At 65.2% G+C, this 24456-nt stretch carries 24 protein-coding genes; 9 read left to right on the plus strand and 15 right to left on the minus strand.

Annotated features, from left to right (window positions below; genetic code table 11):
• Positions 1-7: 7 nt before the first annotated feature.
• Together ACVIGB_RS32810 and ACVIGB_RS32815 are read right to left on the minus strand one after the other, a co-directional pair.
• Positions 8-1090, minus strand: a complete 1083-nt coding sequence (locus ACVIGB_RS32810; RefSeq protein ID WP_456719543.1) for a zinc-binding dehydrogenase — start codon at positions 1088-1090, stop codon at positions 8-10.
• A gap of 233 nt (positions 1091-1323) precedes the next feature.
• Positions 1324-2523 carry an MFS transporter gene (locus ACVIGB_RS32815; protein WP_456719542.1) on the minus strand — a complete coding sequence of 400 codons (1200 nt, stop codon included), beginning with the start codon at positions 2521-2523 and terminating at the stop codon, positions 1324-1326.
• A gap of 171 nt (positions 2524-2694) precedes the next feature.
• On the opposite strand from ACVIGB_RS32815, the gene gcvA reads away from it, so the two are divergent.
• On the plus strand, positions 2695-3606 hold the full coding sequence (gene gcvA, locus ACVIGB_RS32820) for a transcriptional regulator GcvA (protein WP_456719541.1): 912 nt from the start codon (positions 2695-2697) through the stop codon (positions 3604-3606).
• A 15-nt stretch (positions 3607-3621) separates the two neighbouring features.
• On the opposite strand, the gene rimM is transcribed toward gcvA, so the two are convergent.
• The 3 genes from rimM to ffh form a co-directional block, all read right to left on the minus strand.
• The gene (gene rimM / locus ACVIGB_RS32825; RefSeq protein ID WP_456719540.1) at positions 3622-4143 is read right to left on the minus strand and encodes a ribosome maturation factor RimM; all 522 of its coding nucleotides are present in this window, start codon (positions 4141-4143) and stop codon (positions 3622-3624) included.
• Positions 4144-4160: 17 nt separating this feature from the next.
• Positions 4161-4493, minus strand: coding sequence for a 30S ribosomal protein S16 (gene rpsP, locus ACVIGB_RS32830; RefSeq protein WP_050402543.1), 333 nt, complete (start codon positions 4491-4493; stop codon positions 4161-4163).
• Positions 4494-4578: 85 nt separating this feature from the next.
• Positions 4579-6126: a signal recognition particle protein gene (gene ffh, locus ACVIGB_RS32835; RefSeq protein WP_092121513.1), complete on the minus strand. Its 1548-nt coding sequence runs from the start codon at positions 6124-6126 to the stop codon at positions 4579-4581.
• A 505-nt stretch (positions 6127-6631) separates the two neighbouring features.
• Here ffh and ACVIGB_RS32840 point away from each other — a divergent pair.
• Positions 6632-7612, plus strand: coding sequence for an MBL fold metallo-hydrolase (locus ACVIGB_RS32840; protein WP_456725027.1), 981 nt, complete (start codon positions 6632-6634; stop codon positions 7610-7612).
• A gap of 142 nt (positions 7613-7754) precedes the next feature.
• On the opposite strand, the gene ACVIGB_RS32845 is transcribed toward ACVIGB_RS32840, so the two are convergent.
• Together ACVIGB_RS32845 and ACVIGB_RS32850 are read right to left on the minus strand one after the other, a co-directional pair.
• Positions 7755-8483, minus strand: coding sequence for an SIMPL domain-containing protein (locus ACVIGB_RS32845; protein WP_456719539.1), 729 nt, complete (start codon positions 8481-8483; stop codon positions 7755-7757).
• Positions 8484-8488: 5 nt separating this feature from the next.
• Positions 8489-9199 carry a GyrI-like domain-containing protein gene (locus tag ACVIGB_RS32850; RefSeq protein ID WP_456719538.1) on the minus strand — a complete coding sequence of 237 codons (711 nt, stop codon included), beginning with the start codon at positions 9197-9199 and terminating at the stop codon, positions 8489-8491.
• 345 nt (positions 9200-9544) lie between these two features.
• On the opposite strand from ACVIGB_RS32850, the gene dapF reads away from it, so the two are divergent.
• Complete coding sequence (gene dapF, locus ACVIGB_RS32855; RefSeq protein WP_456719537.1) at positions 9545-10420, plus strand: diaminopimelate epimerase; 876 nt, start codon at positions 9545-9547, stop codon at positions 10418-10420.
• 30 nt (positions 10421-10450) lie between these two features.
• Positions 10451-11734: a tRNA (N(6)-L-threonylcarbamoyladenosine(37)-C(2))-methylthiotransferase MtaB gene (gene mtaB / locus ACVIGB_RS32860; protein WP_456719536.1), complete on the plus strand. Its 1284-nt coding sequence runs from the start codon at positions 10451-10453 to the stop codon at positions 11732-11734.
• 435 nt (positions 11735-12169) lie between these two features.
• On the opposite strand, the gene ACVIGB_RS32865 is transcribed toward mtaB, so the two are convergent.
• Together ACVIGB_RS32865 and ACVIGB_RS32870 are read right to left on the minus strand one after the other, a co-directional pair.
• Positions 12170-13309: a DUF2336 domain-containing protein gene (locus ACVIGB_RS32865; RefSeq protein ID WP_456719535.1), complete on the minus strand. Its 1140-nt coding sequence runs from the start codon at positions 13307-13309 to the stop codon at positions 12170-12172.
• Positions 13310-13500: 191 nt separating this feature from the next.
• Positions 13501-14202: an RluA family pseudouridine synthase gene (locus ACVIGB_RS32870; RefSeq protein WP_456719534.1), complete on the minus strand. Its 702-nt coding sequence runs from the start codon at positions 14200-14202 to the stop codon at positions 13501-13503.
• A 49-nt stretch (positions 14203-14251) separates the two neighbouring features.
• Here ACVIGB_RS32870 and ftsY point away from each other — a divergent pair, with 49 nt between their 5' ends.
• Both ftsY and ACVIGB_RS32880 read left to right on the plus strand, forming a co-directional pair.
• Positions 14252-15196 carry a signal recognition particle-docking protein FtsY gene (gene ftsY, locus ACVIGB_RS32875; RefSeq protein WP_092121522.1) on the plus strand — a complete coding sequence of 315 codons (945 nt, stop codon included), beginning with the start codon at positions 14252-14254 and terminating at the stop codon, positions 15194-15196.
• Between the two features lie 158 nt (positions 15197-15354).
• Positions 15355-15954 (plus strand): septation protein A, encoded by a 600-nt coding sequence (locus ACVIGB_RS32880; protein ID WP_092121525.1) that lies wholly within the window; start codon positions 15355-15357, stop codon positions 15952-15954.
• A 67-nt stretch (positions 15955-16021) separates the two neighbouring features.
• Here ACVIGB_RS32880 and ACVIGB_RS32885 read toward each other — a convergent pair whose 3' ends face one another.
• The 6 genes from ACVIGB_RS32885 to ccmA all read right to left on the minus strand — a co-directional run bounded on the left by ACVIGB_RS32885 (position 16022) and on the right by ccmA (position 19434).
• Positions 16022-16396, minus strand: a complete 375-nt coding sequence (locus ACVIGB_RS32885; RefSeq protein WP_207833997.1) for a ComEA family DNA-binding protein — start codon at positions 16394-16396, stop codon at positions 16022-16024.
• A gap of 174 nt (positions 16397-16570) precedes the next feature.
• Entirely contained in the window at positions 16571-17164 is a 594-nt protein-coding gene (locus ACVIGB_RS32890) for a DsbE family thiol:disulfide interchange protein (RefSeq protein ID WP_456719533.1), read from the minus strand.
• Positions 17161-17340 carry a heme exporter protein CcmD gene (gene ccmD, locus ACVIGB_RS32895; RefSeq protein WP_456719532.1) on the minus strand — a complete coding sequence of 60 codons (180 nt, stop codon included), beginning with the start codon at positions 17338-17340 and terminating at the stop codon, positions 17161-17163. The genes ACVIGB_RS32890 and ccmD overlap by 4 nt, the downstream gene beginning before the upstream one ends.
• Positions 17341-17344: 4 nt before the next feature.
• Positions 17345-18076 carry a heme ABC transporter permease gene (locus ACVIGB_RS32900; protein ID WP_092121539.1) on the minus strand — a complete coding sequence of 244 codons (732 nt, stop codon included), beginning with the start codon at positions 18074-18076 and terminating at the stop codon, positions 17345-17347.
• Positions 18077-18166: 90 nt separating this feature from the next.
• Positions 18167-18835, minus strand: coding sequence for a heme exporter protein CcmB (ccmB, locus tag ACVIGB_RS32905; RefSeq protein WP_456719531.1), 669 nt, complete (start codon positions 18833-18835; stop codon positions 18167-18169).
• Positions 18832-19434 (minus strand): heme ABC exporter ATP-binding protein CcmA, encoded by a 603-nt coding sequence (ccmA, locus tag ACVIGB_RS32910; RefSeq protein WP_456719530.1) that lies wholly within the window; start codon positions 19432-19434, stop codon positions 18832-18834. The genes ccmB and ccmA overlap by 4 nt, the downstream gene beginning before the upstream one ends.
• A 239-nt stretch (positions 19435-19673) precedes the next feature.
• Between ccmA and acnA the strand changes: the two genes are divergently transcribed.
• The 3 genes from acnA (at position 19674) to ACVIGB_RS32925 (ending at position 24333) form a co-directional block, all read left to right on the plus strand.
• Positions 19674-22394, plus strand: a complete 2721-nt coding sequence (gene acnA, locus ACVIGB_RS32915) for an aconitate hydratase AcnA (RefSeq protein WP_456719529.1) — start codon at positions 19674-19676, stop codon at positions 22392-22394.
• Between the two features lie 161 nt (positions 22395-22555).
• Positions 22556-23317: a DUF1223 domain-containing protein gene (locus tag ACVIGB_RS32920; protein WP_092121555.1), complete on the plus strand. Its 762-nt coding sequence runs from the start codon at positions 22556-22558 to the stop codon at positions 23315-23317.
• Positions 23318-23961: 644 nt separating this feature from the next.
• A complete protein-coding gene (locus tag ACVIGB_RS32925; RefSeq protein ID WP_229169766.1) occupies positions 23962-24333 on the plus strand; it encodes a DUF2794 domain-containing protein in 372 nt (123 codons plus the stop codon).
• The last annotated feature ends 123 nt before the right edge of the window (positions 24334-24456 follow it).

Here is a 24456-nt window from a genome sequence, read left to right on the forward strand (position 1 = left end):
CCTCTGGTTACGGCACCACGGCCGTGAGGTCGAGGCTCTGCATCATCGCGGCGGCGTCCACCGCGCGGCGGAAGTCGGCAAGCTTGAAGGTCGCGACATTGATCTTGCGCAGATCCAGCAGGCCTTCGGCGGCAAGGCCGGCGAGCTGGGCCGGCGCCGTCCGGTCGTACATGAACTGTCCGACCACCTCCCAGTCGTTGGCCAGCATCTCGCGGAACGACAGCTCGAGCGGCACGTCGGCGCTGCCCATCAGCACCATCCGGCCGCCACGCCGGAGCGCGCGCAGGGCGGACAGCGTCGTCGAGGTGCTCTTGGCGGCGCCGAGCAGGTCGAGCGCGACATCGGCGCTGCCGCCGGCGGCGCGGCGGATGATCTGAAGATCGGCGGCGGCATCGCCGGTGACGACAGCTGGAATGACGCGCGGGCCGAATGCATCGCGCAATTGCTCGAGCGCGGCCTCTTTGCGTCCGACCGCAACGACGCGGCCCGCGCCCATCGCGACCGCGAGCATCACGCCGCCCGAGCCGAAATAGCCGGTCGCGCCGTTGACGATGATGGTCTGTCCGCCGCGCAGGCCGGTGCGCTGCAATCCGCCGAACGGTACGATCAGTTTTGCCAACCCGATCAGCTCGGTCGCCGGCTGGTCGTCGAGATTGGCAAGTGGCGTGACGCAGGCGGCAGGCCAATGCGCGATCTCCGCAAACACGCCGTCGCGCCAGCGCGCCTGCAGCGCGAGCGCCTCCGGCGTCGTCACGGTCGCGGTGAGGCCGATCAGGATCTGCGGCGGATCGCGATCCGGCACGTCGCCGCGCAGATGCGGGCTCAGGAACACGCGGTCGCCACTTCGGACGTGCGTGACGTTCTCGCCGGTGGCGACGACGCGCGCGATCGCGTTGGTGCCCGGCACGAACGGCATCGGCGGCAGGCTGTAGGGCAGCGCGCCCGACAGCAGCTTGTTGGTATAGGACAGCACCATGCCGGCTTCGACCCGGACCACGACGCCATCGGGCGCGGGCCCGGGCGTTGCGACATCCTCGAAGCGAAGATCATTGTGGGCGTGCAGCCGCCAGGCCTTGTGCGTGCTTGTCATTGGGATGCTCCGTGACACCATTGCTTAAGTAGCCCGGATGGAGCGAAGCGCAATCGGGGCTATTGCTCCAACCTCCCCTTGAAGAGGGGAGGTCGCTTTGCTCGCCAGAGCAAAGCGGGTGGGGATCAGCACTGTCAGCTTGCATCGTCGCCCGCGGCTGACCCCCATCCCGACCTCCCCCCTTTCAGGCGGAAGGAGAAGGCAGACAGCAGCTCGGGCTAGGCACGTTATGGTCACGCCGCCTTTGTATCGTCGGCGAGATGCCGCGCGAGCGCCACTGCAAGCGGGCAGATCGCCAGCGCCGTGAGCGCGGTCGCGGCGGTCGCCAGCGTCGGACCGAGCGCGTCACCAAGCAGGCCGTAGATAACAGGCGCGATCGCGCCCGATCCAATCGTCCCCGTATAGAACAGCGCGAAGGCGCGCTCGGTCTGATGCGCCGGCGTGAGTTCGGGCACCGTGCCATAGAGCACCGAGGACGTGCCGTTGAGCATCACGCCGAGCAGCGGCAGCAGCACGATGGCCGGCGCCAGCGGCAATACCAGCACCGCAACGATCAACGCCGCCGTGCCGCCTTCGGTGATCAGCACGGTGCGCAACGTGCCGACGCGCGCGCCGAGCCAGCCGCAGGTGAATTTCCCCGCTGCGCCGCCGATGAAGACCAGCGCCAGCGAGAGGCCGTTGGTCGGCAGCGAGGCGCCCTTGTCGCGCAACAGGAACGGCAGGAAGGTGAGAAAGCCCATCCTGACCGCGGTGTCGAGAATTCCGATCGCGAGCAGCCAGTGGAAGCCGCCGCCGGCGTCGTCGCGGCGCGACCCGGCGGTTGCCTTGTGCTCGGCACCCTTGCCGACCGACGGCATCCAGAGTGCGATGCAGATCGCGACAAGCAGACCGGCAAAGGCGAGCACGAGCAGCGTGTGCCGCCACGACATGATCACGAGCAGGATCGAGGTCAGCGCCGGGATCGCCGCCTTGCCGAGATCGCCACTGAAATTGTAGATGCCGAGCGGGCCGCGCGCCGCCGGGCCATAGGCGCGCGACACTGCCGCCGATGCGATCGGATGCTGCGTGCTCGAACCCGCGCCGGAGAGCGCAAGGGCCAGGCCAAGTCCGATGACGCCGCCGGACAATCCGGCGAACACATAGCCGAGCGCCGACAGCGCCGTGCCCGCAATCAGGATGATCTTGCCGTCGATCCGCTCCGCGATGCGTCCGACCGGAATCTGCAGCCCGGCCATGGCGCCGGCGTAGAGCCCGCGCAGCAGCGCCAGCAGCCCGTAGCTCAGCGCGAACTCCGCCTGCCAGACCGGCAGCAGTACGTAGATCAGGTCGGTGTAGCCGTCATGGAGGGCGTGGTTGAGCCCGGTCACCGTGAGTGTGCGGGTTGCCCGGGCGTGGTCGGGGCGAGACGTGCCGGCTTCCACGGACACGCTCATCGGCGCCATCCGGTGGAAGAAAATCTAAAGATAGAGCAGCGGGACATTGGAGATGGGCTTCAGAAAAGAATGATATGTGAGTGGCTTGTTGCGTAATATGCGCCGGATTGGCTTCTGTCACAAATCAGTAATAATCGGATCATGCGTTAGAAAATCTGGTATTGAGCAGTCATGTTCGTCCCACGCCGCAGCCTGCCGCCACTCAATGCGGTTCGCGCCTTCGAGGCCGCCGCACGGCTCGGCAGCTTCAAGGAAGCCGCCGCCGAGCTCAGCGTGACCCATGGCGCCGTCAGCCAGCAGATCCGGCTGCTCGAGGAATGGCTGGGCGCGCCGTCGCTATTCCGGCGGTCGGTGCGGCGCGTGGTGCTGACACCGGCGGGCGCGGCGCTCTTGGCGGAATTCGCGCCGGCGCTCGACCGGATCTCGGCTGCCGTGCAGCAGCATCGCGAGCGGCGCGGCGATGCCGCAGTCGCGGTGTTACGGGTCAATGCGCTCGCGACCTTCAGCCTGCGCTGGCTGCTGCCGCGGATGAGCCGCTTTCGTGCCGAGCATCCCGACATCGAGGTGCGCTTGAGCACGTCGAACGATCCGGTGGACGCGTTGCCGGAATCATTCGACGTCGTGATCCGCGGCGGTCCGGATACGTTTCATGGCTTTTCGTCGCGCTTCCTGGTGTCGGAGCGGAGATTGCCGGTGTGCAGTCCGTCGCTGCTTGAACGACTGCCGCTGCATGAGATCGCGGATCTCTCCAGGCATACGCTGCTGCATGTCACGTCGATGCCGCGGCTCTGGCGCGACTGGTTGACCGAGGCCGGGCAATCCGCGCTGGAGCCGGCCGCTTCGCTGACCTTCGATCATTTCTATCTGACGATCCAGGCCGCGCTGGATGGTCTCGGCGTTGCGATGGGCCCGACTGCGCTGATATCGGACGATCTCGCGGCCGGGCGTCTGGTGACGCCGTTCCCCGCGATCAGCCTGCCGGCGCGAAGCTATTTCGCGTATTTTCCGGCAGGCCGCAGCAACGATCCGCACAGCGCGGTGTTCTGCGACTGGCTCGAGCAGCAGGGCCGGATGACGGGTTGAGGAAAAATGTTTTGATCAAGCTGCCGACGGATCGTCGCCGTCGACTTCCTGCGGCAGCTCGATCACCACGCGGCCGCTGGCGAGATCGACTGTCGGCACCACGGCATTGGTGAAGGGCAGCAGCATCGTCGCGCCCTGCGGCGGGGCGATCTCGATGATGTCGCCGGCGCCGAAATTATGGATCGCGATCACCTTGCCGAGCGGCTGCTCTGTCGTCGTCACGGCGGCGAGCCCGATCAGGTCGGTGTGGTAATATTCGCCGTCGTCGGTTTCCGGCAGCCGGTCCCGCGGAACGTAGAGCTCGAGCCCGTTGAGCCGTTCGGCGTCATCGCGGCTGGCGACGCCCTTCAGCGTCACCACCAGATGGTCCTTGGCCTCGCGCGCATGCGTGACCTCGAACTGGCGCGTGCCGTCCTTGGTCATCAGCGGGCCGTAGTCCTTCACGGCCAGCGGATCTTCGGTGAAGGTCCATAGCCGGACGGCGCCGCGCACACCATGCGCAGCGCCGATACGGGCGACACAGACCGGTGCAGTCACCGTGGTCGCCGTTCAGCTTATGCCTTGGCGGCGGCTTCGGCCTGCGCCTTGCGTTCCTTGCGCGGCACGGCCTTTTCCGGGTTGTTGCGCGCGGCGCGCTTGACGACGCCGGCGGCGTCGAGGAAGCGGGTCACGCGATCCGACGGCTGCGCGCCCTTGGCGAGCCAGGCCTTCACCTTGTCCATGTCGAGCTTCAGGCGGGCCTCGTTGTCCTTCGGCAGCAGCGGATTGAAGTGGCCGAGACGCTCGATGAAGCGGCCATCGCGCGGGAAGCGCGAGTCGGCGACGACGACGTGATAGACCGGACGCTTCTTGGTGCCTGCGCGAGCGAGGCGGATAACAACGGACATTTAGTTCTCCTTCAAAGGTCGATGTGTTCGATTGATTGGCATTCCGCGTCGCGCCGGCTGCATGTGAGCCGTCGCGACGAATTCCTCATTTCTTCTTGCCCGGGAAGCCGCCGAGGCCCGGCAGCGTCGGCTTGCCGCTGAGACCGGTCAGGCCCGGCACATTGGGCAGGCCGCCGCGGAGCCCAACGGGCAAATCCTTCGGCAGGCTCGGCAGACCGCCGCCGGCGCCGCCCTGCATCTTCTCGGCGAGCGCCTTCATCTCCTCGGCCGACGGCGGCTTCATGCCGCCGCCAAAGCCCATCGCCTGCGCGATGCCGGCGAGCGGGCCGCGCTTGCCGCTTCCCATGGCCTTCATCATGTCGGCCATGTTCCGGTGCATCTTCAGCAGCTTGTTGACCTGCTCGACGCTCTGGCCGGCGCCTGCCGCGATGCGCTTCTTGCGGCTCGCCTTCAGGATGTCCGGATTCTTGCGCTCCTGCCGCGTCATCGAATCGATCACCGCGACCTGGCGCTTGATGATCTTGTCGTCGATGCCGGCCGCCGCGATCTGGTTCTTCATCTTGGCAATGCCGGGCATCATGCCCATCAGGCCGCCGATGCCGCCCATATTCGCCATCTGCTGCAGCTGTTCGCGCATGTCGTTGAGGTCGAACTGACCCTTGCGCATCCGCTCCGCGGTGCGCGCGGCCTTCTCGGCGTCGATGTTGGCCGCGGCCTTCTCGACCAGCGAGACGACGTCGCCCATGCCGAGGATGCGGCCGGCGATGCGGTTCGGATGGAAGTCTTCCAGCGCGTCGGTCTTTTCACCGGTACCGAGCAGCTTGATCGGCTTGCCGGTCACCGCGCGCATCGACAGCGCCGCGCCGCCGCGGCCGTCGCCGTCGACGCGCGTCAGCACGATGCCGGTGAGGCCGACGCGTTCATCGAATGAGCGTGCGAGGTTGACCGCGTCCTGGCCGGTGAGGGAGTCGGCGACCAGCAGCACTTCGTGCGGGTTGGCGGCGGCTTTGATCTCGGCCGCCTCCTTCATCATGTCTTCGTCGAGCGTGGTGCGGCCGGCGGTATCGAGCAGCACGACGTCATAGCCGCCGAGCTTGCCTGCTTCGATCGCGCGCCTTGCGATCTGCGGCGGCATCTGGCCGGCGACGATCGGCAGCGTCGGAATGTCGAGGTCGCGGCCGAGCACCGCGAGCTGCTCCATCGCCGCCGGGCGGTAGACGTCGAGCGAGGCCATCAGCACCTTGCGCTTGTCGCGCTGAACCATGCGGCGCGCGAGCTTTGCGGTGGTGGTGGTCTTACCGGAGCCTTGCAGACCGACCATCATGATCGGCACCGGCGGCACGGAGTTGATATCGATAGTCTGGCCGTCGGAGCCGAGCGTGGCGACCAGCTCGTCATGGACGATCTTCACCACCATCTGGCCCGGCGTCACCGACTTGACGACGGTGGCGCCGATCGCCTGCTCGCGGACCCGGTCGATGAAGCTGCGGACGACCTCGAGCGCGACGTCGGCTTCGAGCAGCGCGCGGCGCACCTCGCGCATCGCGGCATCGACGTCCTTTTCGGTCAGCGCACCGCGCCCCGTCAGACGATCGAGAATGCCACCAAGCCGTTCCGACAGATTGTCGAACAATGCCGTTGTCCTTCGTTGCGCCCGTGAGCGCGCTTCACTCGCTCCTCGTCATACCCCGCCATCGGGCGGCGCTCTCGCGCCGACCCGGTGGCGGGTGATGACCAGATAGTCCGCCTGGGCACCGTGCCAAGACGGCGGTATCCGAGACGATGGTCCAAACACTTTCGCGCCCGAGGGCGCATCGCGCTGTCGGGCGTTGGCCTCTGGCCTCAAGGACCAGTCGGCGGGTCGAAAAGACGGATCTTTCCGAGAAAGTCGCGGCGTTAAACGCTGCCGGAGGAGCAAAGTCAAGGAAAGTTTCGCCGCAATTCGCTCGGCTTAGACCCTAAACCATTGAAATTACGTCGATTTGCTGTGTTGGTTCCGAATTCGTTGTCACGCCCATATAAGCGGAGCTTGCCTCCTGTTGGGAACCCGCGTGCCCATCATCACCCGCCGCCGCCTTCTTGCAACCTTGACCGGAGCCGCTGCCGCGATCGGCGTGCCCTCGATCTGGATGTCCCTGATGAAAACCTATGACGGCCCCGTCTCCGATCACTTCGACGGCCTGCACTTCTTCGATCCGGACGGCGCGCCGCCGAAATCGCTCGGCGAGTTGCTGCGCTGGCAATTCGGGGGCAGGCGGCAGCGCGCAGTCTGGCCGGAATGGGCGCCGAGCCCCTATGCCGATACGCCGCCGCCCCGCGTCGATGGCGACAAGGTGCGGCTCTGCTTTGTCGGCCACGCCAGTTGGCTGATCCAGGCCGGCGGCCTCAACATCCTGGTCGATCCGGTCTGGTCGATGCGCGCCTCGCCGTTCAGCTTCGCAGGGCCGAAGCGGCACAACGATCCCGGCGTCGCTTTCGAGAAGCTGCCTGACATCGACGTCGTGCTGGTGTCGCACGGCCATTACGATCATCTCGATGTCGCGACGCTGTCGAAGCTGACGGCGGCATCTGCGCCGCGCGTCATCACGCCGCTCGGCAACGACGTCACGATGCGTGCCTCCGATGCCGCGATCAAAGCCGAGGCGTTCGACTGGCATCAGCGCGTCGAGCTCAGCGGCGGCCTTGCCGTGACGCTGGTGCCGACGCGGCACTGGTCGGCGCGCGGCCTGTTCGATCGCAACAAGGCGCTGTGGGCGAGCTTCGTGCTGGAGACGCCGGCCGGCAAGCTCTACATCGTGTGCGATTCCGGCTATGGCGACGGCCGGCATTTCCGCCGCGTGGCCGAGGCGCATGGTCCGTTGCGGCTCGCGATCCTGCCGATCGGCGCCTACGAGCCGCGCTGGTTCATGCAAGACCAGCACATGAACCCGGAGGATGCGGTGCAGGCGCTGGCCGATTGCGGCGCCACCCAGGCGCTAGCGCATCACCACGGTACGTTCCAGCTGACCGACGAAGCGATCGATGCGCCGGCGATCGCACTCGGTGAAGCGCTCGACGCGGCCAAGGTGCCGCGCGAGAAATTCGTGACGCTAAAGCCGGGTCAGGTTGTCGAGATTTGATCGTCGTCCCTGGCAAGCGAAGCGCGACCCGGGACCCATAACCACAAACGCTGATTGTTGGACGCCGCCGGAGCCACAGCTCGCTAGAACGACTCGATCCTGTGGTTATGGGTCCCTGCTTTCGCAGGGACGACAATAACCGCTACTTCTCCTTGATCGCCCAGGAGACGCTCACATTGACGGTCAGCGTTTCCTCGCCCTGGGTCACCGGCGTCGGTGCGGCGAAGCCTGCCGTGGCCATCTTGGCGCGGAACATCGGGACCGGCGCCGAGCCGACTTCCGCGATGTTCAAGGGCGCGCCGAGCGTGACGCCGGCGGCCTTGGCGTAAATCTCCGCCTTGCGGCGGGCGTCGGCAATCGCTCGCTCGCGCGCGTCATCGAGCAGCTTCGAGGCCTGCGACACCGAGAAATTGAGCCCGCCGATATCATTGGCACCGGCGCCCACCAGCACATCGATGACACCAGCGACCTTGCTCACATCGTGCAGCTTGATCGTGACGCGATTGCTTGCGTGGTACCCGACGATGCTGGGTGGGGCGTTCGGCGACGACGGCGGACGGTTGGCAAATTGCGGCGACAGCGACAGCCGCGAGGTCTGATAATCCTTTTCCGCGAGGCCGGCGCCCTTCAGCGCGGCCAGCACCTTGCCCATCGTCACATTGTTGGCGTCGGTGGCCTCGCGTGCGGTCTTGCCGTCGGTGGTGACGCCGGCATCGAGCTGCGCCTCGTCGGGCGCCGCCGATACGGTCGCCTCGCCGGTGACCGAGATCGCCGGCGGAAAGTCGCCGTCGGCGAGTGCGGGCGCAGCCAGCAGCGTGGTCGCGATCAGGGTGGCAGCGATGGGGAGGCCAACGGGGAGGCGATAGGTCATCTGGCTCACTTCAGGGGTACGTAGACGTTGATCACAAGCTTGTCTTCGGCGGTCTTCAGCGGATCGGTGATGTATTCCTCGATAAAGGTGTCCTTGGCTTCGAGCTTCTTGTCGTCGAGGTGATTGGTGATCGCCTCATAGGTGTTGTCCATGTTGTCGTAGGAGCCGCGATGGACGAATTTCAGCGCCTTGCCGTCGGGCGAGTTGCCCATGCTCATGTTCTTGCCGAGGTTCTTGACGTCCTGGTCGACCGGGATTTCGGCGATGAAGGTGAAGCCGGTGTCGTCGGTCGAGGTGTAGACGATCATCGGATTGCCCGCGGCCTTGACGCCGTCCTTGTCGAGCAGCGCGGTGAGCTGCTTGAACGCCTCGATCAGCGCGTCGAAGGCCGAATCCCAGTTGGCCGTGCCCTTGAGCATCACGACCTTCTTCGGTTCCAGCGTGAACGGCTCGCCGAACGGGTCGGCGGTCTGCACCGGGGCGGCCGGCGGCGGCGCCGGGCTCTGCGACGCGGCCGGGCTGTCGGCCGGCGACTTGGTCTCGGCCGGCGGGGGCACCGGCGTTGCCGATGGCGCAGGCGCGGGCGTTGGGCTCGGGCTTGCCGCCGGAGCGGGCGAGGCTGACGGCGACTGGGCAGGCGCCGGGCTTGCCAGGGTGATCGCGGCCAAAGGGAGCAGCGCGACCAGGGCCGCGCAGAGCGTGTTGATATGGTTCATTCGGTATTTCTCCATCCCCTTCCTCAAACGGCCGCTCGATCTGTCCCGGCGCGCGCGGTCCCTGAGGTGCGATATTCCTAACACGCGAGTTCTGCATTCGTCCCATGACAGATGTGTCATAGGGCCATTCAGACCAGTGCTCCAATTCCGAAGTTCGCAAGCAAGTGCGGCAGGAACTGTGCGAACTTCGGAATTAGAGGAGCACCAGCAAACGATTGTTCCTAGTGCGGTTTCGAATTTGAAGCTCCTACAGAACCCGCGGAGCCACCGTAGGAGCTTCAAATTCGCCGCACTAGCCATCTGGCCACCACTCGCCATATAACCGGGCAGAATTTAGGAAAATCGATGAGCGCGCTCGCCAATCACGTATTCGCCAAGATGAACGGCATCGGCAACGAGATCGTCGTTGTCGACCTGCGCAATTCCAAAGCGCAGGTGTCGGCGGCGGAGGCGCGCGCCGTGGCATCGCCGGCCGGCGGCGTGCCCTATGACCAGTTGATGGTGCTGCAGCCGCCACGGCTCGATGGCACCGAAGCGTTCATCTCGATCTACAACAATGACGGCTCGGAGGCCGGGGCCTGCGGCAACGGCATGCGCTGCGTGGTGCGGCGGATCTTCGAGAAGACCGGCCAGACATCCGCGACGTTCCAGACCCGCGCCGGCCTGCTCAATTGCTGGCAGGGGCCGGCGCCCGATCTCTACACCGTCGACATGGGCGCGCCGAAGTTCGGTTGGCAGGACATTCCGCTGGCTGAGGAATTTCGCGACACCCGCTACATCGAGCTGCAGGTCGGGCCGATCGACAATCCGGTGCTGCATTCGCCGTCGGTGGTTTCGATGGGCAATCCGCATGCGATCTTCTGGGTCGATGACGTCAATGCCTACGACCTCGAACGTTTCGGGCCGCTCCTGGAAAACCATCCGATCTTCCCGGAGCGCGCCAATATCACACTCGCCCATATCGTCGATCGCGACCACATCACGATCCGCACCTGGGAGCGCGGCGCCGGCCTCACCAGGGCCTGCGGCTCGGCGGCCTGCGCGACCGCGGTCGCGGCGGCGCGGCTGAAGCGCGCCAACCGCGTCGTCGAGATCACGCTGCCCGGCGGCAAGCTCGGCATCGAGTGGCGCGAGCGCGACGACCACGTGCTGATGACCGGCACCGCCGATTTCGAGTATGAGGGCCGCTTCGATCCGGCGCTGTTCGCCAGCGTCGCTTAACCGGGCATGAAGGCGGTCTTGGGATCGGTTATGAGCGTCGACGTCGTCACCTTTGGCTGCCGCCTCAACGCATTCGAATCCGAGGTGATCAGGCGCGAGGCGGAGCAGGCCGGGCTTACCGACACCATCGTCATCAACAGCTGCGCCGTCACCAATGAGGCGGTGGCGCAGGCCCGGCAGTCGATCCGCAAGTTGAAACGCGAACGCCCCGCGGCGCGCATCGTCGTCACCGGCTGCGCGGCGCAGACGCAAGCCGACATGTTTGCAGAGATGGCCGAGGTCGATCGCGTCGTCGGCAATGACGAGAAGATGCGCTGCGACGCCTGGCAGTCGACGCGTGCCGCTTTCGATGCGCCGTTTGGCATCGATGCGAGCGAGAAAGTCGCGGTCGCCGACATCATGGCGGTGACCGAAATGGCGCCGCATCTGCTCGACGGCTTCGAGCGCGGCCTGCCACGGGTGTTCGTGCAGGTGCAGAACGGCTGCGATCATCGCTGCACCTTCTGCATCATCCCCTACGGCCGCGGCAATTCGCGCTCGGTGCCGATGGGCGCGGTGGTCGATCAGATCCGTACGCTGGTCGAACACGGCCATGCCGAGATCGTGCTGACCGGCGTCGATCTCACGAGCTATGGCGCCGACCTGCCGGGCGCGCCGAAGCTCGGCCAGTTGACCCGGCAGATCCTGCGCCATGTGCCCGAGCTGAAGCGGCTGCGCATCTCCTCGATCGATTCGATCGAGGCCGACCGCGACCTGCTCGATGTCATTGCCGACGATCCGCGGCTGATGCCGCATCTGCATCTGTCGTTGCAGTCAGGCGACGACATGATCCTGAAGCGGATGAAGCGCCGGCATTCACGCCGGGACGCGATCGATTTCTGTGCGCAGGTACGCCGCCTGCGGCCGAACATCGCGCTCGGCGCCGACATCATCGCGGGCTTCCCGACCGAAACTGAGGAGATGTTTGCGCGCTCGCTCGATCTGGTCGAGGAATGCGATCTCACTTTCCTGCACGTGTTTCCCTATTCGAAGCGTCCGGACACGCCGGCGGCGCGGATGCCGCAGGTCGAGGGCGGCGCGATCCGGGAGCGCGCCAAGCGGCTGCGCGCGGCCGGCGAAGCCGCACTGCTGCGGCGGCTTGCTGCGGAAGTCGGCGCGACACGCGAGGTGCTGATCGAGAGCAACAGGCAGGGCCGCACCGAGCATTTCCTGCCTGTCGCGATCGATGGTGACGTGCCGGGCATGGTGCGTGCGATGTCCATCAGCGGACATGACGGCGCGCGCCTCACTGCATCGGTCGGCGACGTCCGTTGAGACGACGCCCTGCGCGTTACTTCGGGACGACGCGCCTCACCATTCTCTTGTCATTCCGGGGCGGTGCGCAGCACCAAACCCGGAGTCCATTGAGCCGCATAACTCGTGGAAGAATGGATTCCGAGGCGCGGATAGAAAGTTTGACTCATCGCCGCGCCAACAACCTCGATGTCGTCCCTGCGAAAGCAGGGACCCATAACCACGAATGGTTGTTGTTGGGCGATGCCGGAACGACGAGTCCCGTTCACAATACCCGCCGCGGAGTATGGGTCCCTGCTTTCGCAGGGACGACGCCGGGAGAAGCAGCCGCGGCCTCTCGGCTCAAGCACCGACATCTCTAAAATACTTCATCACCCGCATGCGCGGGTGATGACACCGAACCTGCTGCTTGACAGGTTGAAATCGAAATCCGTCGCGCCATCACGCATGCCGCACTCAGTGCGCCCGCCCGCCGGGCTTTGGCGGCTGTGATGCGCGAACCTGCCAGAACCGCAGCAGGCGATCGGCATCTCCGCGTGTCATTTTCGTGAACTGGCTCTTCGCATGGGCGAGCTCAACGGGGCCCATGGAGCCGGTCGCATAGCGGCATTCCATCACCGCGGCGGTGGTCTCCCAGCTCAGGCCTGCCGCCCGGCACGGCACCAAAAGGCCCTCACTGCGCAGGCTTTGCATCAGGGAGCGGATCACCTCGATGTTCGACTGCGCAAGATCCGCCAGCGCAACAACGGTCTCTTCATATTTTCGCTGCCTGGCGAAGCCGAGCAGGGCGGCCTCGTCGAGTTCGCCGCTGCCCTTCAGCTTCGCGACGTGGCGCTTGGCTGCGGTGAAATCGCGGACCTGCGACATGTCGCGCTCGACGCCGGCGGCGACCGCGGCGATCGCGTGGCGGATTTCCTCGTATAGATACGGCGGGGCGCGTTCCAGCAAACGGCCGCGAACCTCTTCGGTTGCCCGGCGCAGCAGCTGAAGACGGAGCTCCGCCGGCAGGTCCGCGCGGATGCCGGTCTCGACTGCGAGGGTCGGATCGTGCTCGGCCTGCGCCAGGATGACGGCAAATCCGCCCGGCGATACCTTGGCGCCGGGATTGGTGACGAGGCGGTGGCTCACGCTCGCAAAGCGACGAGCCAGAAGCGCATCGGTGACGACGTCCTTCAGCCACCAGCGGCCGGCGACGGCGAGCAGGTGCTGTTCGCTCTTGGTCTGCGCGATCTCGACCAGATCCTCGGCACTGAGGCGTGAGGATTCCTGCAGCATCGGCCGCGCGATCCGGATCTCGTCGTTCCCAGCGAGGCGGCGAACGATCGCGGGCGGCGCCTGCGCGACCGGGGCGAGCTGCTCGCTGATCTCGGCAAGCGCCATCCGGGCGCTGATCTCGGCGAGCGCGCGCAATTCGATGGTCTTGACCAGCCGTTCGAGCACATTGTCGAACAGTTCGATCTGCTCGCTGTTGAAGCTGCCGGCGGAGTGGAGAAACAGGTCAGTGACGCGCTTCGCCGTCGCTATGCATTTTTCGGCGGAGCCGGCGCGTATCGCAGCCTCGACCTCGTCGACAATTGCCTGCCCGGCAGTCAGCATTGCTCGTCCTGAGCCCGTCCCGATTGCTTGTTCTAAGCCAGCTTGCAGCTTTATCGGGCGGACCTGAATGTTTCGTAAGGATAATGATCAGTAGAATCCCGGAGGAAGCTCTACATTTTGACGCGTTTTCGTTACGCGAACCGGTATCCATCCCGGATCAAGTCCGGGACAGGCTTTCGCTGGAAAACGCTCTATTCGCCGTTCCAGCCGCAGGCCTTGAGCCGCTCCTGCATGTGCGCCGGCGCCGGCGCGACGACATGCACCGGGTCCTTGTTGCGGGAAATCGGGATGCCGATTTCGCGGGAATGCAGATGCAGGGTCGGCTCGCCGAAGCGCGGACCGTTGCCATAGATATTGTCGCCGACGATCGGCCAGCCCATCGCCGACGAATGCACCCGGAGTTGATGGGTGCGGCCGGTGACCGGCTCCATCGCGAGCCAGGCAAGGCCGTCGCCGCGTCCCAGCACCTTCCAGTTGGTGACGGCCTTCTGGCCATCCGGGTCCGGCTTCTGCCACCAGCCGCGCTCGGCGTTGAGCCGGCCGAGCGGCATGTCGATGGTGCCTGCGTCCTCGGTGGGGCCGCCCTCGACCACGGTCCAATAGGTCTTCGCGATCTTGCTGTGCTTGAACAGCAGCCCGAGCGAGGCGGTCGCCTTGCGGTGGCGTCCCAGGACGAGGCAGCCGGAGGTGTCCTTGTCCAGCCGATGCGCCAGCACCGGCGGCCGGGGCAGGCCGAACCGCAACGCGTCGAACGAGGCCTCCAGATTGGGGCCGCCCTTGGGGCCGCGATGCACCGGCAGGCCCGCCGGCTTGTCGATGACCAGCATCAGCCCGTCGCGGTGGAGCACCCGGCCTAAGATTTCTTCCGCGGTCAATTGGGGAACATCGATCAATTCGTCGAGACTTTCGTTTATGGGCCGAAACGGCTAACACGTCCGCGCCATGAACGATACCACTGCAGGAACTCCAAAACAGAGCTGGTGGCAGCGGCTAAAAGGCGGCCTCAAGCGCACCTCGGGCGCGCTCGGCACGGCCGTCGCCGATCTCGTCACCAAGCGCAAGCTCGACCGAGCCATGCTCGATGATATCGAGGATGTGCTGCTCCGCGCCGACCTCGGTACCGAGGTCTCGGTGCGGATCGCGGAGGCGGTCGGCAAGGGCCGGTACGACAAGGCGATCTCGGCCGACGAGGTCAAGGACGTCGTTGCGACCGAGGTCGAGAAGGTGCTGGCGCCGGTGGCCAAGCCGCTCGAGATCGATGCGACGCTGAAGCCGTTCGTGATCCTGGTCGTCGGCGTCAATGGCTCCGGCAAGACCACGACGATCGGCAAGCTGGCCGCGAAATTCTCCGCCGAGGGCCGCAAGGTCATGCTGGCCGCCGGCGACACCTTCCGTGCCGCGGCGATCGAGCAGCTCAAGGTCTGGGGCGAGCGCACCAAGTCGCCGGTCATCGCCGGAGCCCAGGGCTCGGATTCGGCAAGCCTCGCCTTCAACGCGCTGACCGCGGCAAAGGAGCAGGCGCGCGACGTGTTGCTGATCGACACCGCCGGCCGGCTGCAGAACAAGTCCGAGCTGATGAACGAGCTCGAAAAGGTCGTGCGCGTCATCAAGAAGGTCGATGCGTCGGCGCCGCATGCGGTGCTGCTCGTGCTCGACGCCACGGTGGGACAAAATGCGCTGTCGCAGGTCGAGGCATTTCATCGTACGGCAGGCGTCACCGGCCTCGTGATGACCAAGCTTGACGGCACCGCGCGTGGCGGCATCCTTGTCGCGCTGTCGGAGAAGCACAAGCTGCCGGTGCATTTCATCGGCGTCGGCGAAGGCGTCGAGGACCTCGCGCCCTTCACGGCGAAGGATTTTGCCAAGGCGATTGCCGGGATCGAATAATTCATCCTTCGAGACGCGCGCTAGTGCGCGCTCCTCCAGCAACAACGGCAAAGCCGTTGTGCAGGGATGACGGTGGGATACGAAAGGTCGTCATCCCGAGGAGGCGCGGAGCGCCGTCTCGAAGGATGGCCAAGACACGAGTTCAATGGACTGAATTGATGGACAAGACCCAGCCACATCCGCTGTTCAAGCTCGCGACCGAGCTCGGGCCGCTGCTCGTGTTCTTCATCGCGAACGCAAAATACCATTTGTTCTTCGCGACCGGCGCGTTCATGGTCGCGATCGTCGCTGCCATGATCGCCTCCTATGTGGTGACAAAGCACGTGCCGATCATGGCGCTGGTGACCGGCGCCGTCGTGCTGGTGTTCGGCACCCTGACCTTGGTGTTGCACGACGAGACCTTTATCAAGGTCAAGCCGACCATCATCTACGGCCTGTTCGCGGCCGTGCTCGGCGGCGGGCTGCTGTTCGGCCGCTCCTTCATCGCCGTGATGTTCGACCAGATGTTCAATCTGACGCCGCAGGGCTGGCGCATCCTCACCATGCGCTGGGCGCTGTTCTTCGCCGGCATGGCCATCCTCAACGAGATCGTCTGGCGGACGCAGACCACGGATTTCTGGGTGAACTTCAAGGTGTTCGGCGTGACGCCGCTGACCATGGTCTTCGCCATCGCCCAGATGCCGCTGACCAAGCGCTATCATCTGGAGCCGGTCTCGCTGGAAACCAGCGAGGCGGACGCCGGCGACCTGCGAAAGTAAATCCGAACGCAGCGCGGGTGATTGTGCCGCGCTGCGTCCGACGCTTCGGAGATCAACTCTTCAGAGCTCAGCTCTTCTGCTTGGCGACGATCTTGTCCTTGATCTTGTCGTAGGTCGCCTGCGGCAGGATGTTCTTGTGCACCAGTTCATCCTTGCCCTTGTAGGGGCGGCCCTTGATGATCGCGGCCGAATAGGCCTTGCCGACACCAGGCAGCGCGTCGAGCTGGTCGGCGCTGGCGCTGTTGATGTCGAGCAGGTCGTCCTTCGCCATCCCCGTCGTCTTCAGATCAGGGGCCGCCGCTTTCGGCGCTGGCGCCATGTGGCTCTCGGATTTGGCGGCGGGCGCGGCCGGCTGCGGCGACTGGGCCATCGACGGCGTGGCCGTCATCAGGCCGAGCGTGAGTGCGGTAGCAAGAAGTGAAGCGAGCGTGGTCTTGCGCATATGTCCTCTCCGAGGAATGAGTGAAGTCACGCCATGGAGTTAGGGTTGCGTTCGTGGCGTCGCCGTGGCCGTGAAATGAACCGCAGATAAACCCGTCGAAGTATTATGCCGCAGGTGTTTTCTCGCGTCGTTCATGCCCGATTCATGTTGGCGAGTCGCGGCGTGCCGATGCGGTTACGGTCTCGCGCGCAGCGCCTTCTCGATCTCGGCCTTGAGCACGGTGTTGACATTGTCCGGCGTCACCGGGCCGATCAGCTTGTAGACGATCGTGCCCTCGCGTCCGACCAGGAAGGTCTCGGGTACGCCATAGACGCCCCACTCGATGGAGGCGCGGCCGTTGCCGTCGACGCCGACGATGCCGAACGGATTGCCGTAGCGGCCGAGGAAGCGCCGCGCGTTCTCGGGCGAGTCCTTGTAGTTGATGCCGATGATCTGGAAGCGCTTGTCCCTGCCGAGCTCGGTCAGCAGCGGCGCTTCGTCATGGCAGGGCACGCACCAGGACGCCCAGACGTTGACGATGCTGACCTTGCCCTTGAACGCGGCGGGATCGAGACCGGGGACAGGCGCGCCGTCCTTCACGAGGCCGTCGAGCGCGGGCAGGGCGGTCTGCGGTGCCGGCCGGCCGATCAGTGCCGACGGGATTTTGGAGGGATCGCCGCCATAGAGCCGCAGCAGGAACAGTCCGGCAAGCCCGAGGAAAACCACCAGCGGCAGCACCACCAGCAGGCGGCGGGCTTGCGGTGGACTGTTGGTCGCCTGATCGCTCATCTTATATCCGCCGCGCTGCGGCCGGAGCGGCGCGTGATGCCGCTGGCCTCGATCTCCCTGAGGCGTGCCTGCTGGCGGCGATAGTCGGCGATGATCCAGACGATCAAGAGCAGCACGACCGCGGCGACCAGCGCATAGGACGTCACGATGAAAGAGGCGTAGGGACCAAACGACATCGTGTCACGCCGCCTGTTGGTTAGCTTGCATCATCTGCAGGCTGCGCACGCGCCGACGCAGGATCTCGTTGCGCATCGCCGCCAGGTGCAAGGTGATGAAGAGCAGCGAAAACGCGATCGCCATCACCAGCAGCGGCCACAGGAACGCCTTGTCGAGTGTCGATCCGCCCATGCGGAGCACCGAGGCCGGCTGATGCAGCGTGTTCCACCAGTCGACCGAGAACTTGATGATCGGGATGTTGATCGCGCCGACCAGGGTCAGGACCGCCGCCGCCCGCGCCGCGCGCGAAGGGTCCTCCACCGCGCGCCACAGCGCCATCAGGCCGAGATACATCAGGAACAGGATCAAGACCGAGGTCAGCCGCGCATCCCACTCCCAATAGGTGCCCCACATCGGCCGGCCCCACAGCGAGCCGGTGACCAGCGCAAGGAAGGTGAAGGCGGCGCCGATCGGCGCTGCGGCTTTCGCGGCGACGTCGGCGAGCGGATGCCGCCACACCAGGGTGCCGAGCGCGGCCGCGCTCATGACGCCCCAGACGAACATCGACAGCCACGCATTCGGCACGTGGATGAACATGATCTTGACCGTGGCGCCCTGCTGGTAGTCGTCGGGCGCCATGGCCGATTGGTAGAGGCCGATCGCGAGCAGGACCGCGGTCAAGCCCGCAAGCCACGGCAGGATCCGCGCGGTCAGCGCCAGAAATCTGGTCGGATTGGCGAGGTCGGTCAGCGTCATGGCACCCTGATAGTCGTCCGGTGTGAGCGAGGCAATTGGCCGAATTCCTCTCGGCAAGATTTGATGAGGGCCAGTTTGATCTTGCCCATCTCAGTCGAGCCCGTGCCGCAGGCTCGCGGCGGCGGCAAACGGGCCGATCACGAGGCTGGCAAGCGACAGCGCGCAGAGGATCGAGAACGGTGTTCCAAAGGGCAGGGGCCCCGATATCGCCGCCTGCGAGGCGGCAACGCCGAAGATCAGCACCGGGATCGACAGCGGCAGCACCAGCACGGCGAGCAGCAGTCCGCCGCGATGCAGCGTCACCGCCAACGCCGCGCCGATCATGCCGGTGAAGGTCAGTGCCGGAGTTCCCGCCAGTAAGGTGGCCGCGACCGCAAGGGTTGCCGTGCCGTCGAGATTGAGCAGCAGGCCGAGCACCGGCGTCGCGATGATCAGCGGCAGTCCCGCGGCGATCCAATGCGCCAGCGCCTTGGCCGCGCAGGCGAGTTCCAGCGGCGTCCGGCTCATCACGATCAGGTCGAGCGAGCCGTCCTCGTGATCGGCCGTGAACAGCCGGTCGAGGGTGAGCAGGCTCGCTAGCAGCGCGCCGAGCCAGAGGATGGCGGGGCCGAGCCGCGACAGCAGCGCCAGATCGGGCCCGACCGCGAACGGCATCAGCACCGTGACGGTGAGGAAGAACAGCACGCCGATCAGCGCCCCGCCGCCGACGCGCAGCGCGATCTTGATGTCGCGGCGGATCAATGCGGCCAGCGCGCTCATGCCGCGCCTCCCATCCGCAAATCGCGCGCATCGATGCCGAGCGGCAGATGGGTCGCGGCGACGATCAGGCCGCCGTTTGCGAGATGGTCGCGCATCAGCCCGACGAACAGCGCCTGTCCGGCCGCATCGAGCGCCGATGTCGGCTCGTCCAGCAGCCAAACCGGCCGCCGCACCGAGAGCAGGCGCGCGATCGACAGGCGGCGGCGCTGGCCGGCCGAGAGGTAGGCGGCCGGCAGATGCGCGGCATGGTCGAGCGCCACGGCGGCCAGGCAGCGGCCGGTGTCCACGGTCTCGCCGCCGAGGAATTCCCGCCAGAAGGAAAGATTTTCCGCGACGCTCAGCGCCGGCTTCAGGGCGTCGCGATGGCCGAGGTAGTGGGCCTGCTCAGGCAGACTTAGCTCGGCGTCGCCGCCTTCGAGCGCAATCGAGCCCTCGGCGGGAACCAAGAGCCCGGCGAGGACGCGCAGCAGCGAGGTCTTGCCCGCGCCATTGGGTCCCGTGACGGCAAGCGCCTCGCCGGCCGTCGCTGACAGATCGAGGCTGGAAAACACCTCGCGTCCGCCGCGCACGCATTTCAGATTTCGTCCCGAGAGCCGCATGGTTCGTCTTGTCACAGCCCTCTGAAATCTTTCGCTACCGCGTGAGAATTTTTGGGTCGCGCAACGCTGTCGCACGCTTGTCGGTGTGGCGGTGCTTCTAGAAAGGTTCTATAAGCCCGGAACTTGATGCAGCACACACAATCGGCGGCCGCAAGCCATCCAGGCCATCCCTTGGCCCGTGTCGATCGCCGGTGTTTAGTTACCCTTGCCGGGTATAACTGAGAATTGGGATCCTCCGCATGACCTCACTCGACAGCTTCAAATGCCGCAAGACCATGAAGGTCGGTGGCAAGTCCTACGTCTATTACAGCCTGCCCCAGGCAGAGAAGAACGGACTGAAGGGTATTTCGAAGCTGCCGTATTCGATGAAGGTTCTGCTCGAGAACCTGCTGCGCAACGAGGACGGCCGCACCGTCAAGAAGGAAGACATCGTTGCGGTGTCGAAGTGGCTGAAGAAGCGCCAGCTCGAGCACGAAATCGCGTTCCGCCCGGCGCGCGTCCTGATGCAGGATTTCACCGGCGTTCCGGCCGTGGTCGACCTCGCGGCGATGCGCAACGCGATGCAGAACCTCGGCGGCGATGCCGAGAAGATTAACCCGCTGGTGCCGGTCGATCTCGTCATCGACCACTCGGTGATCGTCAACTTCTTCGGTGACAACAAGGCGTTCGCGAAGAACGTCACCGAGGAATACAAGCAGAACCAGGAGCGCTACGAGTTCCTGAAGTGGGGCCAGAAGGCGTTCTCGAACTTCTCGGTGGTGCCGCCCGGCACCGGCATCTGCCACCAGGTCAATCTCGAATATCTCGCGCAGACGGTGTGGACCAAGAAGGAGAAGATGACGGTCGGCAAGAAGACCGGCACCTTCGAGGTCGCCTATCCGGACTCGCTCGTCGGCACCGACTCGCACACCACCATGGTCAACGGCCTCGCCGTGCTCGGCTGGGGCGTCGGCGGCATCGAGGCGGAAGCCTGCATGCTCGGCCAGCCGTTGTCGATGCTGCTGCCGGAAGTGGTCGGCTTCAAGCTCAAGGGCCAGCTCAAGGAAGGCGTCACCGCGACCGACCTCGTGCTGACCGTCACCCAGATGCTGCGCAAGCTCGGCGTGGTCGGCAAGTTCGTCGAGTTCTTTGGTCCGGGCCTCGATTTCCTGTCGGTCGCGGACAAGGCGACCATCGGCAACATGGCGCCCGAATACGGCGCGACCTGCGGCTTCTTCCCGGTCGACGCCGCGACCATCGATTACCTGAAGACCTCGGGCCGCAAGGCCGATCGCGTCAAGCTGGTGCAGGCCTATGCCAAGGCGCAGGGGCTGTTCCGTACCGCCAAGTCGGCCGATCCGGTGTTCACCACCACGCTGACGCTCGACCTCGCCGACGTGGTGCCGTCGATGGCCGGACCGAAGCGCCCCGAAGGCCGCATCGCGCTGCCGGCGGTCTCGACCGGTTTCGCGACCGCGCTGGTCAACGAGTACAAGAAGCCCGATGGCGAGCAGAAGCGCTTCGCGGTCGAGGGCCGCAACTTCGATCTCGGCCATGGCGATGTCGTGATCGCGGCGATCACCTCCTGCACCAACACCTCGAACCCGAGCGTGCTGATCGGCGCCGGCCTGTTGGCGCGCAAGGCGGCCGCCAAGGGCCTGAAGGCCAAGCCGTGGGTGAAGACCTCGCTCGCGCCGGGCAGCCAGGTGGTGGCGGAATATCTCGCCAATTCCGGCCTGCAGGCCGATCTCGACAAGGTCGGCTTCAACCTGGTCGGCTTCGGCTGCACCACCTGCATCGGCAATTCCGGCCCGCTGCCGGAAGACATCTCGAAGTCGATCAACGACAACGGCATCGTCGCCGCCGCCGTGCTGTCGGGCAACCGCAACTTCGAAGGCCGCGTCTCGCCGGACGTGCAGGCGAACTACCTCGCTTCGCCGCCGCTGGTGGTCGCGCATGCGCTCGCCGGCACCGTGACCAAGGATCTCGCGGTCGAGCCGATCGGCATCGGCAAGGACGGCAAGCCGGTGTTCCTCAAGGACATCTGGCCGACCACCAAGGAGATCAACGCCTTCATGAAGAAGTACGTCACCGCGACGATCTTCAAGAAGAAGTACGCCGACGTGTTCAAGGGCGACACCAACTGGCGCAAGATCAAGACCACGGAAAGCGAGACCTATCGCTGGAACATGAGCTCGACCTATGTGCAGAACCCGCCCTACTTCGAAGGCATGAAGAAGCAGCCGGAGCCGATCGTCGACGTGGTCGACGCGCGGATCCTCGCGATGTTCGGCGACAAGATCACCACCGACCACATCTCGCCGGCCGGCTCGATCAAGCTGACCTCGCCCGCCGGCAAGTTCCTCAGCGAGCACCAGGTGCGCCCCGCCGACTTCAACCAGTACGGCACGCGGCGCGGCAACCATGAAGTGATGATGCGCGGCACCTTCGCCAACATCCGCATCAAGAACTTCATGCTGAAGGGCGCCGACGGCAATATCCCGGAAGGCGGTCTGACCAAGCACTGGCCCGACGGCGCGCAGATGTCGATCTACGACGCGGCGATGAAGTACCAGCAGGAGAACGTGCCGCTGGTGGTATTCGCCGGCGCCGAATACGGCAACGGCTCGTCGCGCGACTGGGCCGCGAAGGGCACTCGCCTGCTCGGCGTGCGCGCGGTGATCTGCCAGAGCTTCGAGCGCATCCATCGCTCCAACCTGGTCGGCATGGGTGTGCTTCCGCTCATCTTCCACGACGGCACGTCGTGGTCCTCGCTCGGCCTCAAGGGCGACGAGAAGGTCACGATCCGCGGGCTGCAGGGCGATTTGAAGCCGCGCCAGACGCTGACGGCCGAAATCGTCTCCGCCGACGGCGGCAAGCGGGACGTCCCGCTGCTCTGCCGCATCGATACGCTGGACGAGCTCGACTACTATCGCAACGGCGGCATCCTGCATTACGTGCTGCGCAAGCTCGCGGCCTAGCGCGGATTTGTGATCAGTGCCTCACTGCTTAGTGAGTAGCGGCTAAAAAGAAGGCGGCCTATGACAAGGCCGCCTTCTGGCGTTCTGGGGCACGCAAGTTCAAGGGACAACTTCATGCTCCGTACAATTACGGATAGAAATCATCACGACTGGTTCGCAGTATGACAGCGATGATGGCCTATAATTCTATCTCGCGATGGTCCAGCGCCCTCGGTTTCTGCGCGATCGTCGCAATCATCCGCCCCGCTCACGCCGATCCGCGTGCTGTCGTCGAACTCTTCACCTCGCAGGGATGCTCGTCCTGTCCGCCCGCGGACAAGATCATCGGTGATCTCGCGAAGGACCCCAACGTCATCGCGCTGAGCATGCCGATCGACTATTGGGACTATCTCGGCTGGAAGGACACGCTGGCCGATTCACGTTTCAGCGCGCGCCAGAAAGCCTATTCGCACATGCGCGGCGACCGCGACGTCTACACGCCGCAAGCCGTGATCAACGGCTCGGCCCATGTGATCGGCAGCGACCGCGCCAGCATCGAGGACGCTATCAAGGACACCGAGAAGAGCGGCAGCGTGATGTCGGTGCCGGTGACGATGACGCTGACCGGCAAGCAGATCAACGTGTCGGTGGCCGCATCGAAATCGCCCGCGGTGTCGCGCGGCGAAGTCTGGATCTGCTCGATCTCGAAGTCGGTGCCGATCTCGATCGCGCGCGGCGAGAACCGCGGCCGCGAGATCACCTACCACAACGTGGTGCGCAATCTGCTGAAGGTCGGTGACTGGAACGGCTCGTCCGGGAGCTGGACCGTGCCGCTGGAGAACATCACGCGCGATGGCGTCGATGCCGCGGCCGTGTACGTCCAGGACGGCAATCGCGACAAGCCGGGCCCGATGCTGGGCGCCGCATTCACCTCGCTTCACTAGAGCCTTTCGGTTCTGATTGATCAGAACCGAAGCTCTAGATTCTTGTTTGACGCGTTTTCTTCACGCGAACCGGTGTCCACTTCGCTCGAAAACGCTCTAACGCTGCGCGGTGCTGGCTTCTGTCAATCGCGTCGTTGGGCCGCACGCATGTTGTCGTGCGGCTCCGCGCGGCGGCAAGCGTGCATCCAGTGATTTGCTGAGAGGGAAGCGCCGAGGCTTTGCGCGTCTTGATCGCGCGTATTCGAGCAGGGCCCCAAAAACAAAAAGGACCAACTTTCGTTGGCCCAGTGTGTTGGGATTTGACTCCCCTGCGAACAGGCCCGATCCCGACGGCCCCGGGGGGCTGGGGGCTGAGGAATCCGGAACCGAAAGGACCGGGCCAACGCAGGATTATCTTTTCGCAGGGCAGCGGGGCGGGCGATGGGCGGAAGTGGGGCAGCAATATGATTCCTCTAACGTTCCCGTGACTCTTCGGTTTTCCGGACAATCCGTCGCGCCTGGCCGTGGTTAAGGGCTGGTTGCATTTCGAATGGCCCCTTGCAGGCTCCGTCGCTTAGCGCAATCATGTCACTCTCGTGACGATCCCGAAGTGGGGGCACCGGCCTTCGGCACCCGATCGTCACCGGGATGACAGGAGGCGCTCGATGAGTTTGATCTCGGAGGATAGTGATCCGAGTGGGAATCGTGCCGCGGCGCGTCCCGCCGCCGCGACCCCTCAGCCCAACCGCGTGACATTCAATCGACTTGAGCTCAACCGCATTCTCAATCTCTACGGCCGCATGGTCGCCGATGGCGAGTGGCGCGACTATGCGATCGATTTCCTGAAGGACCGTGCCGTGTTCTCGGTGTTCCGGCGCGCATCCGAAATGCCGATCTACCGGATCGAGAAGGATCCCCGGCTGGCGCGCAAGCAGGGCATGTACAGCGTGATTTCGGCGACCGGCCTGATCCTGCGCCGCGGCCACGAACTCGAACGGGTGCTGTTCGTGATCGATCGCAAGCTGTCGCTGGTGTAGCAGGATAACTCGGCGCTTCGTAGCCCGGATGAGCGAAGCGACATCCGGGTGCGATCTCGCCGCGCGAACGCGGCTTCCCCGGATATCGCTTCGCTCATCCGGGCTACGGATCGGATATCCAAT

It is taken from the genome of Bradyrhizobium sp. USDA 4341, assembly GCF_054063755.1.